Genomic DNA, 17112 nt, shown 5'->3' on the forward strand with positions numbered 1-17112 from the left:
TGGTGCCGAGCTCACATCAGGCAGATTCGGCCGTGCAAGAGGAACTGCAGATCGTGCATTGCAGGGGACGACATTGGCCCTAGCGGAGGACTCAGGCTACCACCGGATGATCGGGCCGAGCAGGGCCCGACCGCGGCGCGGACGCGTGACGAGCGCCCTAGTTTGAGGTCTCCACGGACGCGACGGTCTCGTCGGGGCGACCGACGTACACCTGCTCCTCGCGACCGGGGCGGCGACGGCTGGAGACGACGAAGTAGACGGCGGCGGCGACGAACAGCACGATCGAGGTCCACACGTTGAAGCGCAGCCCACCGACGTCCTTGAGCTCGACGTCGTCGATGCGGAGCATCTCGATCCAGCCGCGGCCCACGGTGTAGGCCATGACGTAGAGCGCCATCACCCGGCCGTGGCCGAGACGGAACCGGCGGTCGGCCCAGACCACGAAGCCGAAGGCGCCGAGGTCCCACAGGAACTCGTAGAGGAACGTCGGGTGGAACGTGGAGTACTGCTCGTAACCCAGCGGCCGGTTCTCCGGGGCGATCTCCAGGCCCCAGGGCAGGTCGGTGGGCTTGCCGAAGAGCTCCTGGTTGAACCAGTTGCCCCAGCGGCCGAGAGCCTGCGCCACCAGCACCGACGGCGCCATCGCGTCGAGCACGGGCAGCAGCCGGATGCCCTTGCGTCGCGCGCCGATCACCACGCCCAGCGCACCGAGCGCGATCGCGCCCCAGATGCCGAGGCCACCGCGCCACACGTAGAGCGCCTCGATGGGGTGCTTGCCCTCGCCGAAGTAGAGCGCGTGGTCGGTCATCACGTGGTAGATCCGGCCGCCGACGAGGCCGAAGGGCACCGCCCAGATCGCCAGGTCGCTGACCTCGCCGTCCTTGCCGCCGCGCGCGACCCAGCGCTTCTCGGCGATCCAGATCGCGACGACGATGCCGAGGATGATCGCGAGGGCGTAGCCCCGGATGGGGACCGGGCCGAGGTACCAGACGCCCTGGGACGGGCTCGGGATCGACAGGGAGGTGATCATGACTTCTCCAGCAGCAGGTGTACGTCGGAGGCGATCGTGGCGGCGGACGTGTCCTGCGTCCAGAGGATGTGGACCTTGTCGTCGCTGCCGATCGCGCTGACCTGGGTGTTGTGCACGACCTCGTAGCCGCCGCTGGGCAGCTTCTTGCCCTGCTCGACCGCGACCGCCATCGGCCTGCCGATCGCCGCGATCGTGTCGAGGTCGCCGGTCAACCCGATGAACGTCGGGTCGAAGTGCGAGAGGTAGCGGGTCAGCACCGGTCCGGTGTCGCGCGCTGGGTCGGTGGTGACCAGGACGACGTCGACCTGGGCGCGGTCGCTGGCGTCGAGGCGGGTCATCGCGCTGGCCAGCGTGGACATCACGACCTGGCAGATGTCGGGGCAGTTGGTGTAGCCGAAGAACACCAGCGTGAGCGGCTTGTCGGTGTCCTTCGTGAGCGAGTAGCTGGCACCGGAGGTGTCGGTCAGCGGGGTCGACGGGACGACGTAGGGCTGGTCCAGGGTGATGCCCTGGAGCGTCGCTGCCTTGCCGTCGGCGGTGCTGCACCCGGCGAGCAGGACGAGCGACAGGACGGCGAGCTGGGTCCTACGCACGCCGCACCCCACCGGCCAGGTCCTCGGTGAGCGCGGTCAGCGCCCGGAGGCCGGCGGCCCGGTCGTGGGGGTGGTCCAGGAGGGCGCGCACGAACGCCGAGCCGACGATCACGCCGTCGGCGTACGACGCCACCTCGGCCGCCTGGTCGCCGTTGCTGACGCCGAGGCCGACGCCCACCGGAAGGTCGGTGGCCGCGCGGGTGCGGGCGACGAGCGGGCCGGCCAGGTCGCTGGTGGTGGTGCGGGCGCCGGTGACGCCCATGACGGCGGTGGCGTAGACGAACCCACGGCAGGCCGCGGTGGTCATCGCGATCCGCTCGTCGGTCGAGGACGGGGCGACGAGGAAGATCTTGTCGAGGTCGTGCGCGTCGGCCGCCGCGATCCACTCGGGTCCGCTGTCGGGCGTCAGGTCGGGCGTGATCAGGCCCGCTCCCCCGGCGCTCGCCAAGTCGGCGGCGAACCGCTCGACGCCGTAGCGCTCCACAGGGTTCCAGTAGGTCATCACGACCGTCGGCGTGCCGGTGGCGGCGACCGCCTCGACGGTGCGGAGCACGTCGGTGGTGCGGATGCCGCCCTCGAGCGCCTGCTGCGCGGCGGCCTGGATGGTGGGGCCGTCCATGACCGGGTCGCTGTAGGGCAGACCGACCTCGATGATGTCGCACCCCGCCTCGACCATGGCCCGGAGCGCGTCGATGCCGCCGGCCACGTCGGGGAAGCCGGCCGGCAGGTAGCCGACGAGGGCGGCGCGGCCGTCGGCCTTCGCCTTCTCGAACGCGATGCGTGTCGTCATCCCACCGGCTCCTCGGTGACCTCGTCGGGGTTGCCGAGCCCGAAGTACTCGATGGCGGTGCCCATGTCCTTGTCGCCGCGGCCGCTCAGGTTGACCAGGATCGTCTGGCCCGGGCGCTCGGCGGCCAGGCGCAGCGCGCCGGCGACGGCGTGGGCGGACTCGACGGCCGGGATGATCCCCTCGGTGCGGCTGAGCAGCGCGAGCGCCTGCATGGCCTCGTCGTCGGTCACGGGCAGGTAGGTCGCCCGACCGGTGGCGGCGAGGTGGGCGTGCTGCGGGCCGACGCCGGGGTAGTCGAGGCCGGCCGAGATCGAGTGCGACTCGACGGTCTGGCCGTCCTCGTCCTGCATGACGTAGGTGCGCGCGCCGTGCAGGACACCGGACTGGCCGGCGTGGATCGTGGCGGCGTGGCGGGGCGTGTCGACCCCGTCTCCCCCGGCCTCGAAGCCGAAGATCTCGACGCCCTCGTCCTCGAGGAACGCGGTGAACAGCCCGATGGCGTTGGAGCCGCCGCCGACGCACGCGGCGATGGCGTCCGGGAGGGCGCCGTACTGCTCGAGGCACTGGGCGCGGGCCTCGTCGCCGATGCCGCGGGTGAAGTCGCGGACCATGCTGGGGAAGGGGTGCGGGCCGGCGGCGGTGCCGAAGAGGTACGCCGTGTGGTCGACGCTGGCGACCCAGTCGCGGAGCGCCTCGTTGATGGCGTCCTTCAGGGTCGCGGAGCCGGACTCGACCGGCACGACCTTGGCGCCGAGGAGGTTCATCCGGGCGACGTTCAGCGCCTGGCGGCGGGTGTCGACGGCGCCCATGTAGACGGTGCAGTCGAGGCCGAAGTAGGCGGCGGCCGTCGCGCTGGCGACGCCGTGCTGGCCGGCGCCGGTCTCGGCGATGACGCGGGTCTTGCCCATCCGCTTGGTCAGCAGGGCCTGGCCCAGCACGTTGCGGATCTTGTGGGCACCGGTGTGGTTGAGGTCCTCGCGCTTGAGCAGGATCCGGGCGCCGACCTTGTCCGAGAGCCGCTCGGCGAAGTAGAGCGGGCTCGGCAGGCCGGCGTAGTCGCGCAGGATCGCCTCGAACTCCGCGACGAACGACGGGTCGGCCATGGCGTCCTGCCAGGCGACGGTGAGCTCGTCGAGCGCGGCCACGAGCGCCTCGGGCATGAACCGGCCGCCCCAACCGTGCTCGGGCCCCCCGAACCAGCCGCGCTCGTCGGCGTCCCAGGTGGTGGTGGTCATGCCTCGACTCCCGTCATCGCGGCGACCGCTCCACGCGGGTCGCCGTCCTTCACGAGCGCCTCGCCGACGAGGACCGCGCGGGCCCCCTCCCCGACGAAGCGCTGCACGTCCTGGGGACCGAAGATGCCGGACTCCGCCACCTTCACGCGGTCGTCGGGCACCAGCGGCGCCAGCCGCCCGAAGACGTCGCTGTCGATCTCCAGCGTCTTGAGGTTGCGCGCGTTCACGCCGATCAGCTCGGCACCGAGGGCCACGGCCCGCTCGGTCTCGGCCTCGTCGTGGACCTCGACGAGCACGGTCAGGCCGAGCTCGCGGGCCATGTCGTGCAGGCGCGTCAGCTCGCTGTCGTCGAGCGCGGCGACGATCAGCAGCGCGAGGTCGGCGCCGGCCGCGCGGGCCTCGACCAGCTGGTAGCCGGTGACGATGAAGTCCTTGCGCAGGATCGGGGTGTCGACCGCCTCGCGCACCGCCCGCAGGTCGGCCAGGCTGCCGCCGAAGCGGCGCTCCTCGGTGAGCACGCTGATCGCGGCGGCTCCGCCCGCGGCGTAGGCCGTGGCGAGCACCGCGGGGTCGGGGATGTCGGCGAGCGCGCCCTTGGAGGGGCTGCGGCGCTTGACCTCGGCGATCACGCTCGAGCCGGCTGCCCGGAAGTGCGGCATCGGGTCACGCGGCGGGTCGACGTCGGCCAGCGCGGCGCGCAGGTCCGCGATCGGCGTGGCGGCCTCCCGGGCGGCGAGGTCGATGCGTACGCCGGCGACGATGTCGTCGAGCACGGACATCGGGTCCTCCATCTCAGGGAAGCGTGGGTGCGGGTGGCCGGTCCCTAGCCTCTCACCCGCGCGGTTGCCCGACCGAGACGGGATCAGGGAGCGAGCCAGGAGCCCGGGACGTTGCGGGCCAGGGTGAACGCCGTGACGACGACCGCCAGCGTCCACCAGACGGTCGGCGCGACGGCGACGGGCGCCAGCGCCGGTCCGCCGCGCCAGCACGCAACGAGGCGGCGGACCCACAGCACCAGGACGACCGGCAGGGCCACGACGAGGAGCAGGTTGCTCGACGCGGCGGCGCCGAGGTCGAGGTGGGTCAGGTCGTTGACCGCCCGGAGGCTCCCGCACAGCGGGCACCAGAAGCCGAGCAGCGCAGTGGGGCAGTGCCCCCAGGAGCCGTCGATGTGCGGGTCGCGCACGTGCAGGGCGACCGCTCCGGCGGCCGCGGCCGCGCCGACGGCGAGCGGGGAGGCCAGCCGCTGCAGGCGGCCGGTGCCCGAGCGCGCGAGGGTGTCCGTCAGTGGCTCTCGGTGTTGTAGCCGAGCTTGGCCATCACGACGTAGAGCACGATGGCGCCGACGCCGATGGCCACGCCGATCCAGAAGATCGTCATCGAGACCGGGTCGAGCATGAGGCCGATGCCACCGACCAGGAAGGCGAGGAGGCCGACCGCGACGGCACTCCAGGCTGCCGGGGTGTTGCCGTGGTTGTCAGACATGCGTGCTCCTCGGGGCGGGATCGGTCGTGCGGGGCACAGTCTATTCAGCCGGTGCCGGCGCCGGGTCAGGCGGTGGGGTCGTGGCCCTCGTCCATCGCCTTCCAGAGGTCGATGTTGGTCTGCTCCTCCAGCGGCGTGGCCGGCGGCGCCGGGTCGTCGCCGCCGGTGGGGGCGTCGTAGCGGCTGCCCATCTCGGGCCACTGAGGCGTGAGCAGGACGGCCAGGACGCTGCTCAGGACCGACAGGACGGCGCCCACGGCGGCTGCCCAGAACCAGCCGGTGTGGCTGGTGCTCGCGTGCAGGACTCCGACCCCGGAGAGGTCGGCGCGGAGCGAGTCGCCGACCTGGGACCAGCCCACGACGACGGCCGCGAGGGTGCCGATCGCCGCCAGCGCACCGAGGACGGCCACCCCGCGGCGTACGCGTCCCCGGGTGACCAGGACGACGCCCCAGGCGGCGAGCACGACGAGGGCCAAGGCAGTGGTGACGGGCATCTTGCCGGCGTCGACGCTGCCGCCGAAGCCCATGTACCAGTCGGCGCCCAGGCGGGTGGACCGCGCCGAGACGTCGACGGTGGCCCAGGTCTTGTTGCCGGCGACGGCCGTGAGGGTGCCGGCGGCGAGGCCGAGCAGGACGACCGGCCCGAAGGTGCGGCGGCGGGACCGCTCAGCCATCGGCGGATCCGAGCAGGTCGGCGTCGAAGCAGGTGCGGTCGCCGGTGTGGCAGGCCGCGCCCTCCTGGTCGACCTTGACGAGCAGCGTGTCGCCGTCGCAGTCGAGCCGGACCTCCTTGACCCACTGGACGTGGCCGGAGGTGTCGCCCTTGACCCAGTACTCCTGGCGGGAGCGGCTCCAGTAGGTCGCCCGCCCGGTCGTGAGCGTGCGGGCCAGCGCCTCGTCGTCCATCCAGCCGAGCATCAGCACCTCGCCGGTGTCGTGCTGCTGGACCACCGCCGGCACCAGTCCGGTGTCGGTGCGCTTGAGGCGGTCGGCGATCGCGGGGTCGAGGGTGGTCACGGGCTCCAGTATCGCGGGTGGGTCACGAGCCCTGTTGACTGACCCAGCTGGCGTGCAGGCCGGCGTAGACGCCGTCCTCCGCGACCAGCTGGCGGTGCGGGCCGCGCTGGACGATCCGGCCCTTGTCGACCACGACGACCTCGTCGGCGCTCTCGGCGGTGGAGAGGCGGTGGGCGATCGTGACGGAGGTCCGGCCGCTCATCAGCGTCTCGAGGGCGCGACCGATGCGCATCTCCAGGGCCGGGTCGACCGCGCTGGTGGCCTCGTCGAGCACGAGCAGGTCGGGGTCGGCGAGGTGGGCACGCAGCAGCGCGACGAGCTGGCGCTCGCCGGCCGACAACGACTCACCACGCTGGCCGACGCGGGTCTCGAGCCCCCGCGGCAGGCCGGCGACCCAGTCGCCGAGACCGAGCTGGTCGGCGCTGGCGAGGATCTCGGCCTCGGTCGCGCCGAGCCGGCCGTAGCGGACGTTGGCGGCGATGGTGTCGTCGAAGAGGAACCCCTCCTGCGGCACCAGCACCACGCTGCGCCGCAGCGAGACCTGCGCGATCTCGCGGACGTCGACGCCGTCGAGGAGCACGGCACCTTCGGCCGGGTCCATCAACCGGGTGAGGAGCTTGGCGAAGGTCGACTTGCCCGAGCCGGTCTCCCCCACGATCGCGACGCGGCGGCCGGCCGCGATCTCCATCGTCACGTCGCGCAGCACCGGCGGCCCGCCGGGGTAGGAGAACGTCACGTCCTCGAAGTGCACGTCGATCGGGCCGCGCGGCAGCACCTGGCCGTCGCTGCCGGGGTCGACCAGGTCGGCCGGGGTGTCGAGGATGCCGATCACCCGGCGCCAGCCGGCGATGGCGTTCTGGGCGTCGGTGAGGATCTGGGTGCCCATCTGGACGGGACCGACGAACAGCGAGACGAGGAACGCGAAGGCCAGCACCTTGCCGGCGGTGATGTCGCCGGCGAAGCCGAGCCAGATGCCGACGATGAGCACGCCGGCGTTGGCCAGGCCGGCCGAGATGCCGCCGAGGGAGAACGAGAACGCCGTGAAGCCCTGGGCGCGGGTGCTGGCGGCCTGGTAGGTGCTGATCGCGGTGTCGATGCGGCGCTGGGTGCGGTCCTCGACGGCGTACGAGCGGACGACCGCGGCACCGACGACGGGCTCGGAGATCGCGGACAGCATCACGCCGACCTGGCGGCGGACCGTGCCGTAGGCGTCGGACAGCTTGCGCTGGAAGTAGCGCAGCGAGAGGAACAGCGGCGCGAAGCAGACCCACACGACGATCGCGAGCTGCCAGCTGTAGACCACCATCAGGACCGTCGCGACCAGGATCTGGCCGACGCTGACCACGAAGATCAGGCCGCCGAAGACCAGGAACTGGCTGACCTGGTCGACGTCGCTGGTGACGCGCGAGACCAGGGCGCCGCGGCGCTCGGTGTTCTGGGTGAGCAGCGGCAGGTCGTGGACGTGGCGGAACGCCTTGATCCGCAGCGTGGCCAGGCCGCGCTCGGAGCTGGTGAACAGCCGGCTGGTCATGGCGTACGACGCCCAGCTGGTCACCGCCAGCGCGACCGCGGCACCGATCCCCATCAGGACCGTGAAGCGCAGGTCGGGGCCGCCGGCGGCGTCGAGGCCGTGGTCGAGGGTCTGCTGCACGGCGATCGGCACGACCACCTGGCCGATGCTGGCGAGCACGGCCAGCAGCAGGGTGATCCCGATGCCCTCGCGGAGCTCGGGCGAGTGGTGGACGCCGCGGCGGATCGTCTCGAGGGCCGGCAGGTCCTCGCCGGTCTCCATGCGGGTTCCGTCGGGGGCGAGCGTGGTCATGAGGCATCCCCCGCCATCTCGGTCTCGCCGGCGTGGCCGGCCAGCCCGGCGTGCTCGGCGTGCTGCTCGTAGGCGTTGACGAGGTGGGCGTAGGAGCTGCTGCGGCGCAGCAGCTCGGCGTGGGTGCCGCGGTCGGCGATCCGGCCCTCCTCGAGGTGCACCACCTCGTCGGCCAGCCCGATGGTCGCCTTGCGGTAGGCCACGACGACCAGGGTGGTGCCGCGGTCGCCGTCGCGCAGGGCGCCCAGGATCCGGGCCTCGACCTCGGGGTCGACCGCGGACGTGGCGTCGTCGAGGATCAGCACCCGCGGCCGGCGGACCAGCGCGCGGGCCAGCGAGATGCGCTGGCGCTGGCCACCGGAGAGCGACGTACCGCGCTCGCCGAGGCGGGTGTCGAGCCCGTGCGGCAGGGCCGCGACGAAGCCGTCGGCCTGCGCCGCGCGCAGCGCCGCCCAGACCTCGTCGTCGGAGATGGTCGCGTCGTCGTCGTGGGCGAGGGTGACGTTGCCGCGCACGGTGTCGTCGAAGAGGAAGGCGGTCTGCGGGACCACGGCCATCGCCGCGGCGAGCTCGCCCCGCGCCAGGTCGCGGAGGTCCACCCCGTCGACGAGGATGCGGCCGCCGTCGGGGTCGACGAGGCGGGTCATCAGGGTGGTCAGGGTGCTCTTGCCGGACGCCGTGGCGCCGACGATGGCGACCGTCCGGCCCGGCTGCACCTCGAAGCTCACGTCGGACAGCAGCGACTGGTCGGGGTCGTAGGAGTAGCTGAGGTGGTCGACGACGAGGTGGGCGCCGGCCGGGTCGTCGCCCGACGGGGCGGGGGTCTCGCCGAAGGGCATCTCGCCGGTCGCGTCCAGCACCTGGCGCACGCGGCGGTAGCCCACGACGCTGCGCGGGAACTCGCCGAGGAGCCAGCCGATCGAGCGGATCGGGAAGGAGACGATGGTGAGCAGGTAGGCGACGGTGACGACGTCGCCGGCCGCAGTCGCGCCGCTCATCACCCGGTCGACGCCGACGGCCAACACGACGAGGACGCCGAAGCTCGGCAGGGCGGCCAGGACCGGGTCGAAGGCGGCGCGGATCCGGCCGGCGCGGATGTTGACGTCACGCAGCTCGTGGGCCTTCTCCGCGAAGCGTGCGGTCTCCTCGCCCTCGCGACCCAGGGTCTTGACGACCATCGCGCCGTCGAAGGACTCGTGGGCGACCTCGCTGACCTCGGCACGCAGCTGCTGCGCCCGGGTCATCAGCGGCGAGGCGACGCGCTGGTAGACGATGTTGGCGGCGATGACGAGCGGGAAGACGAGGAGGCCGACGAACGCCAGGACCAGGTCGGCGGCGAACATCTGGACGACCGCGATCACCATCATCGCGACCGTGCCGACCGCCATCGGCAGCGGGGCGATCGGGCCCCAGGCCGCCTCGACGTCGGAGTTGGCGTTGGAGAGCAGCTGCCCGGTGGGGTGCCGCTGGTGCCACTCCATGGGGAGGGAGAGGTACTGCCTCGTCACGGCGCGGCGGGTGTGGGCCTGCATGCGGTACTGCATGACGCCCGCGCCCAGGCGGCGCGCCACGATGCCGACCGCCCGGAGGATGGCCACGCCGACGAAGAGCGCGAGGATCGCGACCAGCAGGCCGTTGCCGATCTCGCCGTTCTTGAAGGCCGGCAGCACGACGTGGTCGGTGGACCAGCCGAGCACCCACGCGTCGGCCACGGTCAACGCGCCGAAGAGCAGGCTCCCGACCGCGGAGAGGGTGAAGATCCAGGGCTCGCGACGGATCGCCACCAGGAGCACCGAGAAGCCCTGCCGCGTCGTCGCGGGGCGACGCTCCACCCGTTCATCTGCCACTGGCTCAGGGTAGTCGGCGACACCGACGACACCCCATTCCCGGGGGTTGCGTCCTGCTTCCTCCCGCGCGGCCCGGCATCGGCCCTACGATCACCGCCATGACCCTCTCCCTGAGCGCGCTCACGGGCAGTACGTCGCTCGCGCGGCGGGAGCGGGTCGCGATGTGCGACACCGCGCTGGCCGTCGGCGAGGACGCCCCCACGCTGTGCGGCGACTGGACGGCCAAGCAGCTCGTCGAGCACTGCCTCGTGCGCGAGCACAGCCCGCTGGGGGCGACCGGCATCGCGGTCCCCGGGCTGGAGGTGCTGACCGAGAAGGCGATGGAGCGTGTCGGCCGCCGCGACTTCGCGGTGCTCGTGGAGCGGTTGCGTCGGCCCGGCCTCACGCCGTACGCCCTGCCGCCGGTGGACGTCGCGTTCAACACCCTGGAGTACTTCGTCCACCACGAGGACCTGCGCCGGGCGCAGCCCGGGTGGGAGCCGCGGGAGCTCAGCGAGAGCGACCGCTCGCGGCTGTGGCGCGCGATCCGCCTCGGGGGCCGGGGACTGGTGCGGCCGGCCGGCGTGCCGGTGCGCATCGAGCGGTCCGACACCGACGCGCACGCGACCCTGCGGCGCGGCGACGACCCGGTCGTAGTGCGCGGACTCCCGTCGGAGCTGGTGATGTTCCTCTTCGGTCGCGCCGAGTTCCGCGACGTGGAGTTCTCCGGACCGCCCGACCGGATCGCGGCGCTGCGGCGCGCCGAGCTGGGCTTCTGACGTGCGGGGCCTGCTGGCGGTCGCTGCGCTGTCGGGCCTCCTGCTCGCGGGCTGCACCTCGACCGACGCCGACCCGGGGGTCGCCGAGCCGGGCTCCCCCGCCGGCTCCTCCGACGTGGTCTCCGACGAGCCCACCTTCACTCCCCCGGCCGGCGTCACCGTCACCGACGTCCCCGACCGGCCGGTCGGCGTCGCGGCCGTCGGCTCCCATGCCTGGGCCGCCCTGCCTGACTCCGGAAGCATCCTGACGGTCCACGGCCACGAGGTCCCGGTGGGCAGCGCGCCTCTGCGGCTCGTGGCCACCCCGGACGGGGTGTGGGTGAGCGTGATCCGCGACGGCACGATCGTCCGGATCGACCCGGACACCGGCCAGGTCGACCGCACTGTCCACCTCAAGCCGGCGGGCAGCGAGCCCGAGGGCCTGGCCTGGGACGGCACCTCCCTCTGGGTGGTCGACCAGGCCCACGACCGGGTGCTGCGCGTCGATCCCGCATCCGGCGACGTCGTCGAGGACCTGCGCACGGGGGCCGGCCCCCGGCTCGTCGCGATCGGGGACCGGGGCGCGTGGGTCGCCAACTACGTCGACGCCTCCCTCACTCGGCTCCTTCTCGTCCACGACTGCGCAGCCCACCTCCCCGAGTGCAGCGACTACGAGGCCCGCACGGTCCCGCTCGACCGCCGGTGCCTGACCCCGCAGGGCCTCGCGTGGGTCGACCACGTGGTCTGGGTGGCCTGCACCGTGCAGTCGCGGGTGATCGGCGTCGACGAGGTGACCGGCAAGGTCGTGGCCCGCTTCCCGCTCGACCACGCCGACGCCGTGGTCGCCGACGGCAACGACGTGTACGTCGTGGGCCAGGTCGGGCCGACGGTCAGCCGGATCGACACGGCCACCCGGACGATCGGCGACCCGCTCGTCATCGACGATGCCGGCCCCACCACCGAGAACGTCGCGGCAGCGATCGTCGGGGACACCCTCGTGGTGTCACATCCCGAGGTCCGTCGGCTCTATTCCGTCCCGCTGGGGCTGCTGCGCCGCTAGCATTTTCGGGTGCTCCCCAACCCCCCTTCGGGTGCGCTGTCCCGGGTCCTGCGTCGCATCGGCGTGGCGGTTCTGGGCGTTGCGCTGCCGCTGACCCTCGCCCCGCAGGACCACACCTCGGCTGCGGCGGGGCCGATCATCCCCCTCCCCGGCAACCCCCTCGCCGCCCACCCGTGGGGCGTCTACCTCGGCCCGCAGGACATGGCCTGGGAGCCGTGGACGAAGGCGACCGGGCGCAAGAAGGAGCTGCTCGACAAGATCGTGCTGCAGCCCAAGGCGCAGTGGTACGGCAAGTGGGTGGCCGACCGGGACATCGCCGACCGCATCCACAAGCTCGTCGCCAGCGCCACCGGGGGCGACCCCGACGTGATGGTGCAGATGGCGATCTTCCGGATGGTCCCCTGGGAGGGCAACGACCGGGTCTGCAACCGACTGCCCACGACAGCGGAGGTCGCCAGCTACAAGAAGTGGGTGCGCAACGCGGCCGCCGCGATCGGGTCGACGTACGTCGCGATGATCCTTCAGCCCGACGGCCCCTTCGCGCTGTGCGCCAAGAACGGCTCGAAGCTGCCGTCGCGGATGATCCGCTACGCCGCGAAGACCTTCAGCGCCAACCCGAACACCACGATCTACATCGACGCCGGCGCCGCCGACTGGAACCGCAGCAACCCCAAGACCGCCCTGAAGATCCTGATGCCCGCAGGGATCAGCATGGTCCGCGGGTTCGCCTTCAACTCCACGCACTACGACTCGGTCGCCGAGGAGGTGGACTACGGCGCCGCCGTGGCCCAGGCCCTCGCGGAGAAGGGCATCCTCGACAAGCACTTCGTCGTCAACACCTCCTCCAACGGCCAGCCCTTCCGCGGCTACACCTACAAGGGCCCCGACTTCGACAACGCCTACACCTGCCAGGACAAGACCCAGCACCACTGCGTCACCCTCGGCATCCCGCCGACGACCGATGTCGCCAACCCGGCCTGGGGCCTGACGCTCGGGCAGCGCCTCAAGGCGGCGGCGTACGCCGACGGCTACCTGTGGTTCGGCCGACCCTGGCTGTTCGACCAGGCGAGCCCGTTCGTGATGAAGCGGGCGCTGACGTTGGCGCGGACGACTCCCTGGCAGTAGGCCGCGGTTGCGGCCGCTTGTTTGTCGCCCGCTTCGCGGGCGGTTGCCGCTGCGCGGGGCAGCCTCCCCGGGACGTCGGGCTCCGGGGTGGGGCCGGCGTGCCGCTCCCGCGGGACGCGAGGCACGTCGCTTGGGCGGACGCGTCGCCGTCCAGGCGGTTTCCTTCCGGGCCGCCGCGCGGCGCCGCGCACGCCTTTTATGCGACGCGCCTCGGCCCCGCGTGCGCGTCCCGCCGTCCCCGGGCCGTCCCCGGGCTCTCGGGCGGGCGGGGAAACAAGGTCCGGTCGACCACCCGGTCCGCGCTGCCGCAAGCCGAGGGACATGCCGCGTCAGCCCGGAACGGGTCGGTTGGCGACCCTTGATCCCCGCCCGCCCGGTGGCCGGGAAGCAGCCGGGACGGTGGGGCGCGGACGGGGACCCCACGCACGGCGCGTAAAAGTCGTGCGTGGCGCCGCCCCAGCGGACCGCAACCCACCGCGGGCCTCGGGGGCGGCGACGCGTCCGACCCTGCGACGTGCGTGGGGTCCACGGGAGCGTCCCACCGGCCCAGCCGGGTGGAGGAACCCCCGGGGAGGCTGCCCCGCGCAGCGGAATCCGCCCGCGCAGCGGGCGAAAAGCCCTCAGCGGGCTAACTGCCCGCGGGCCGCAGCGTGAGGGTCGCCTTCGCGGCGTCCTCGACGGCCGAGCGGGTGAACAGCCACGGCAGGGTCTCGCCGTCGGCCCACAGGTCGGTCTGGTCGGTGTAGTGGGCGCTGAAGGGGTGGCCGGAGACGCCGGTGAGGTTGATCCAGCGGGACTCGTCGAAGTCGCCGAGCGAGACCACCATCCGCATCGACGGGGCGCTGGTGACGTCGTAGCCGTCGGCGGCGTCCCACGACGTCGCGTCGACGGCCGAGCTGCTGCCGCCGACCTCCCACGGGCCCCGGTTGACCAGCCAGCGCACCGGCGCGATGTCGGACTTGCCGAGCGTCTGGCTCTGGAGGTCGAGCTGGTGCAGGTGGCCCCAGGTCCAGTCGTCGGGGCTCACCGACTCGCGGCGGGTGAGCTCGTCGCGGGCCTCGAGCAGGGCCCGGGTGAGGATGTCGTCGCGCGTCTCGACGGTGGTGTCGGTCGTCCGGTCGTCCCACCAGGCGTTGGAGGGGTCGCGCAGCAGCGTCTCCATGACCGCGATCCAGCGCTCGTTGCCGTCGGGCCAGAGGTCCTTGTCGAAGTCGTCGTGGAAGGTGTCGGCGAGGACGTTGCGCCACACGACGTTGAAGTACGCCGCGGCGGGACTGTCGGCGGGCTGGCTGAAGTCCCACGTCCGCAGCAGTTGCTGGCCGGCCGAGTGGTAGCCGCGCGGCAGCTTCACGTCGAGCAGGAACGGCACCAGCGTCGGGGCGATCGGGTTGTGGTCGTCGAGCTGGAGCGCGGCCATCTCGTCGACCGAGAGCTCCTGCTCGGAGTCGATGAGGTCGCGGATCCGCTGGGCGCGGTAGCCGCGGTCCCAGTCGTCGGTCAGGTGGTAGGGGTAGTCCGGCCCGATCACGGCCTGGTTGGCCGTGACGATGAACCCCTCGGCCGGGTCGAGGACCTGCGGCAGCCCGTCGAACGGCACGTAGTCGCCGGTCCAGTCGTTCTCCGGCCGCCAGCCGGCCACCGGCAGCAGCCCGTCGTTGCCGGACTTGCGGATCGGCACGCGGCCGGGCGCCTGGTAGCCGATGTGGCCCTCGCGGTCGGCGTAGACGAGGTTCTGGGCCGGCACGGCGAAGTCGGCGGCGGCCGCCCGGAAGGAGCGCCAGTCGGTGGCCTTGTCCAGCTCGAGGATCGCGTCGGCCGTCGGCGCGGGGTGCAGGGCGGTCCACTCCAGCGCCACGGCGTACGACGTGCCGTCGGGCAGCGCCGGCGCGCCCTCGACCCGGGCCTCCTCGCCCACGTCGGCGAGCTGGTCGGACACGTCGGAGAGGATCGGGCCGTGCCGCGTCGAGCGGACGGTCAGCGTCACGTCCTCGCCGCCGCGCACCTTGATCGTCTCGGTGCGCGTGCGCAGCGGCAGCAGCTTGCCGTCGTAGCGCCAGCGGTCGCCCTCGACCTTCTCGAGGTAGAGGTCGCTGACGTCGGGACCGAGGTTGGTGAAGCCCCAGGCGATGTCCTGGTTGTGGCCGATGATCACGCCGGGCACGCCGGAGAACGTGAAGCCGGCGACGTCCAGGGGGCAGCTCGGCGACAGGGTCGTGCAGTGCAACCCCATCTGCATCCACACGCCGGGCAGCGAGGTCGAGAGGTGCGGGTCGTTGGCCAGCAGCGGCTCGCCGGTCGCCGAGTGCTTGCCGTCGACCACCCAGCTGTTGCTGCCGATGCCCTCGCCGCGCCCGAGGAACGACGGCATCCGGTCCAGCCCGTCGCGCAGCGAGCGCAGCGCCGACCGGGCGCCGGCGGTGAACGCCGGACGCTGCGGGTTGCGGGTGCCGCCGGTGGTGGCGTCCTGCTCGAAGACGCCGTCGACGACCGTGCCCCGGCCGACGATCGGCGCGTTCTCGTCGTAGGGGTAGGGCGGGTAGAGGCTGGCGACCTGCTGGGCGCTGTGGTCGGCCAGGGCCAGCACCCGGTCGATCTCGTCGGTCATGTTGCCGCGCAGGTCCCAGGCCATCGCCTTGAGCCAGGACAGGGAGTCGACGGGGGTCCAGTGCTCGGGCTCGTAGTCGAGGCCGCCGGCGTTCAGCACGGTGTACTCGACGGCGATCCGGCTCGGTGAGTGGGTGTCGAGGTAGGCGTTGACGCCGTCGGAGTAGGCCTCGAGGGCCTCGCGGGTCTCCGGCTCGAGCAGCGCCAGCTCGCGCTCGGCGACCCGGCGCCAGCCCATGGTCCGGACGTACTCGTCGCTCTCGAGCGCGGGCTCGCCGAACATCTCGGCCAGCCGGCCGGCGGTGGCGTGCCGGCGCACGTCCATCTCGAAGAACCGCTCCTGGGCGTGCACGTAGCCCTGCGCGCGCATCAGGTCGTCGAGGTTGTCGCCGTAGAGCTGCGGGATGCCGTGGTCGTCGCGGACCACGGTCACGTCTGCGCTGAGCCCCGGCACGTCGATGGTGCCGGTCGTCTGCGGCAGCGGCCGGCGCACCAGGACCACGCCGGTGACCAGGCCCGCGACCAGGACGAGCACCAGGCCGAGGGCGACGTACGACGCCACCCGCAGGGGCCGCGGCAGCCCGCGGAACTGCCGCCACCAGGCGGCCACGGTGGCGCCGGGGGAAGAAGGGGCGGAGCCGGCGGGGGTGGTGGTCGTCATGGTGAAGGCCATTCTGCCGTGACGTACCATTGGCAGTCGTCAGGGCCGAGTGCCAGAACCTGAGGAGAACCGTGCCGACCTACCAGTACGCCTGCACCGAGTGCGGCCACGACTTCGAGCAGTTCCAGAGCTTCTCCGACGACGCGCTCACCGAGTGCCCGTCGTGCAACGGCAAGCTGCGCAAGGTCTTCAACGCCGTCGGCGTGGTCTTCAAGGGCTCCGGCTTCTACCGCACCGACAGCCGCAACGGCTCGTCGTCGAGCACGCCCGCCGCCAGCAGCACGTCGGACTCCTCCAGCTCGTCGTCGGGCTCGTCGACCACCTCGACGAAGACCGCCGAGAAGGCCAGCACCCCGTCCACGAGCTCGTCCAGCAGCTCCTCCAGCAGCTCCTCCGACTGACGCCCCTGTGGAGAGCCGTCCCGCGCGGACGGATTCCTGCCTAGCGTCGGGGCCATGTCCCGCTCCGACCGCGCTCGCCGCCTCCTCGTCCGCGTACGCCGCGGGGTGCTGCGCCACCGGCGCCTGCTCGCCGCCGCCCTGACCGCCGTCGCAGTCGGCTCCGGCGTGCACGCGGCCGTTGCGCCGCCGCCGCACCGCATCACGGTGCTGGTCGCCGCGCACGACCTGCCGGCGGGATCGGTGCTGGCGCGCGCCGACCTGGCGGAGGCGTCGTACGCACCCGGGACCGTGCCGGACGGGATCGCCGCGGACGCGGCGGGGCGGGTTCTGGCGGCTCCGCTGCGCCGGGGCGAGCCGGTCACCGACGTACGCCTGGTGGGTCCGGCGCTGACCGGCGGCTACCCGGGCCTGACCGCCGTGCCGGTGCGCTTCCCGGACGGAGGGGCCGTCGCGCTGCTGCGCGTCGGCGACCGGGTCGACGTGGTGGCCACCGACCCGCAGGGGGCGGGCGCGACGACGGTGGCGGCGGACGCGCCGGTGCTGGCGATCCCGGCGCCCGACCGGTCGGAGGGGACGCAGGGGCGACTGGTGGTGCTCGGGGTGCCGGGAGGCGAGGTGGAGGCGCTGGCGGACGCCGCGGTGCGCTTCTTCCTGACGTTCGCCCTTTCGCAGTAGCGTCGCGGAGTCACATCACCGCCGCTTCCC

General features: G+C 72.9%; 17 protein-coding genes. 5 read left to right on the forward strand and 12 right to left on the reverse strand.

Annotated elements, in window-relative coordinates; all coding sequences use genetic code 11:
• Nucleotides 1-157 precede the first annotated feature (157 nt).
• The 11 genes from lgt to EJF31_RS07450 form a co-directional block, all read right to left on the reverse strand.
• Nucleotides 158-1030: a prolipoprotein diacylglyceryl transferase gene (gene lgt, locus EJF31_RS07400; protein WP_125036451.1), complete on the reverse strand. Its 873-nt coding sequence runs from the start codon at nt 1028-1030 to the stop codon at nt 158-160.
• A complete protein-coding gene (locus tag EJF31_RS07405) occupies nt 1027-1623 on the reverse strand; it encodes an SCO family protein (RefSeq protein WP_125036452.1) in 597 nt (198 codons plus the stop codon). Before EJF31_RS07405 ends, lgt begins: the two co-directional genes overlap by 4 nt.
• A complete protein-coding gene (trpA, locus tag EJF31_RS07410) occupies nt 1616-2413 on the reverse strand; it encodes a tryptophan synthase subunit alpha (RefSeq protein WP_125036453.1) in 798 nt (265 codons plus the stop codon). The genes EJF31_RS07405 and trpA overlap by 8 nt, the downstream gene beginning before the upstream one ends.
• Nucleotides 2410-3648, reverse strand: coding sequence for a tryptophan synthase subunit beta (trpB, locus tag EJF31_RS07415; protein WP_125036454.1), 1239 nt, complete (start codon nt 3646-3648; stop codon nt 2410-2412). Before trpB ends, trpA begins: the two co-directional genes overlap by 4 nt.
• Nucleotides 3645-4427, reverse strand: a complete 783-nt coding sequence (gene trpC, locus EJF31_RS07420; RefSeq protein WP_125037684.1) for an indole-3-glycerol phosphate synthase TrpC — start codon at nt 4425-4427, stop codon at nt 3645-3647. Before trpC ends, trpB begins: the two co-directional genes overlap by 4 nt.
• Before the next feature lie 83 nt (nt 4428-4510).
• Nucleotides 4511-4834, reverse strand: a complete 324-nt coding sequence (locus EJF31_RS07425) for a DUF2752 domain-containing protein (RefSeq protein ID WP_221767491.1) — start codon at nt 4832-4834, stop codon at nt 4511-4513.
• 98 nt (nt 4835-4932) lie between these two features.
• On the reverse strand, nt 4933-5133 hold the full coding sequence (locus tag EJF31_RS07430; RefSeq protein ID WP_125036456.1) for an HGxxPAAW family protein: 201 nt from the start codon (nt 5131-5133) through the stop codon (nt 4933-4935).
• A 65-nt stretch (nt 5134-5198) separates the two neighbouring features.
• Nucleotides 5199-5807, reverse strand: a complete 609-nt coding sequence (locus EJF31_RS07435; protein ID WP_125036457.1) for a Trp biosynthesis-associated membrane protein — start codon at nt 5805-5807, stop codon at nt 5199-5201.
• Nucleotides 5800-6150: a phosphoribosyl-AMP cyclohydrolase gene (gene hisI / locus EJF31_RS07440; protein ID WP_182539058.1), complete on the reverse strand. Its 351-nt coding sequence runs from the start codon at nt 6148-6150 to the stop codon at nt 5800-5802. The genes EJF31_RS07435 and hisI overlap by 8 nt, the downstream gene beginning before the upstream one ends.
• Nucleotides 6151-6172: 22 nt before the next feature.
• Complete coding sequence (locus tag EJF31_RS07445; RefSeq protein ID WP_125036459.1) at nt 6173-7972, reverse strand: ABC transporter ATP-binding protein; 1800 nt, start codon at nt 7970-7972, stop codon at nt 6173-6175.
• A complete protein-coding gene (locus EJF31_RS07450; RefSeq protein WP_125036460.1) occupies nt 7969-9819 on the reverse strand; it encodes an ABC transporter ATP-binding protein in 1851 nt (616 codons plus the stop codon). The genes EJF31_RS07445 and EJF31_RS07450 overlap by 4 nt, the downstream gene beginning before the upstream one ends.
• A gap of 98 nt (nt 9820-9917) precedes the next feature.
• On the opposite strand from EJF31_RS07450, the gene EJF31_RS07455 reads away from it, so the two are divergent.
• The 3 genes from EJF31_RS07455 to EJF31_RS07465 are packed head-to-tail and all read left to right on the forward strand — an operon-like array spanning nt 9918 to nt 12741.
• Nucleotides 9918-10577, forward strand: coding sequence for a TIGR03085 family metal-binding protein (locus EJF31_RS07455; protein ID WP_125036461.1), 660 nt, complete (start codon nt 9918-9920; stop codon nt 10575-10577).
• 1 nt (nt 10578) lies between these two features.
• Nucleotides 10579-11616 carry a hypothetical protein gene (locus tag EJF31_RS07460; RefSeq protein ID WP_125036462.1) on the forward strand — a complete coding sequence of 346 codons (1038 nt, stop codon included), beginning with the start codon at nt 10579-10581 and terminating at the stop codon, nt 11614-11616.
• A gap of 9 nt (nt 11617-11625) precedes the next feature.
• A complete protein-coding gene (locus EJF31_RS07465; protein WP_125036463.1) occupies nt 11626-12741 on the forward strand; it encodes a glycoside hydrolase family 6 protein in 1116 nt (371 codons plus the stop codon).
• A 628-nt stretch (nt 12742-13369) separates the two neighbouring features.
• On the opposite strand, the gene EJF31_RS07470 is transcribed toward EJF31_RS07465, so the two are convergent.
• On the reverse strand, nt 13370-16006 hold the full coding sequence (locus EJF31_RS07470; protein ID WP_125036464.1) for a penicillin acylase family protein: 2637 nt from the start codon (nt 16004-16006) through the stop codon (nt 13370-13372).
• A gap of 71 nt (nt 16007-16077) precedes the next feature.
• On the opposite strand from EJF31_RS07470, the gene EJF31_RS07475 reads away from it, so the two are divergent.
• Both EJF31_RS07475 and EJF31_RS07480 read left to right on the forward strand, forming a co-directional pair.
• A complete protein-coding gene (locus tag EJF31_RS07475; RefSeq protein ID WP_125036465.1) occupies nt 16078-16407 on the forward strand; it encodes an FmdB family zinc ribbon protein in 330 nt (109 codons plus the stop codon).
• A gap of 54 nt (nt 16408-16461) precedes the next feature.
• Nucleotides 16462-17082: an SAF domain-containing protein gene (locus EJF31_RS07480; protein ID WP_125036466.1), complete on the forward strand. Its 621-nt coding sequence runs from the start codon at nt 16462-16464 to the stop codon at nt 17080-17082.
• Nucleotides 17083-17112 lie beyond the last annotated feature (30 nt).

The sequence above is a fragment of the Nocardioides sp. LS1 genome, from assembly GCF_003865225.1.
GTDB classification, from domain to species: Bacteria; Actinomycetota; Actinomycetes; order Propionibacteriales; family Nocardioidaceae; genus Nocardioides; species Nocardioides ginsengisegetis.

Bases quoted from the DNA above. Each gene is read 5' to 3' on its own strand.
- lgt (WP_125036451.1), bottom strand. From the start codon at position 1,030: ATGATCACCTCCCTGTCGATCCCGAGCCCGTCCCAGGGCGTCTGGTAC.
- trpA (WP_125036453.1), bottom strand. From the start codon at position 2,413: ATGACGACACGCATCGCGTTCGAGAAGGCGAAGGCCGACGGCCGCGCC.
- trpB (WP_125036454.1), bottom strand. From the start codon at position 3,648: ATGACCACCACCACCTGGGACGCCGACGAGCGCGGCTGGTTCGGGGGG.
- trpC (WP_125037684.1), bottom strand. From the start codon at position 4,427: ATGTCCGTGCTCGACGACATCGTCGCCGGCGTACGCATCGACCTCGCC.
- EJF31_RS07430 (WP_125036456.1), bottom strand. From the start codon at position 5,133: ATGTCTGACAACCACGGCAACACCCCGGCAGCCTGGAGTGCCGTCGCG.
- EJF31_RS07435 (WP_125036457.1), bottom strand. From the start codon at position 5,807: ATGGCTGAGCGGTCCCGCCGCCGCACCTTCGGGCCGGTCGTCCTGCTC.
- EJF31_RS07445 (WP_125036459.1), bottom strand. From the start codon at position 7,972: ATGACCACGCTCGCCCCCGACGGAACCCGCATGGAGACCGGCGAGGAC.
- EJF31_RS07455 (WP_125036461.1), top strand. From the start codon at position 9,918: ATGACCCTCTCCCTGAGCGCGCTCACGGGCAGTACGTCGCTCGCGCGG.
- EJF31_RS07470 (WP_125036464.1), bottom strand. From the start codon at position 16,006: ATGACGACCACCACCCCCGCCGGCTCCGCCCCTTCTTCCCCCGGCGCC.
- EJF31_RS07480 (WP_125036466.1), top strand. From the start codon at position 16,462: ATGTCCCGCTCCGACCGCGCTCGCCGCCTCCTCGTCCGCGTACGCCGC.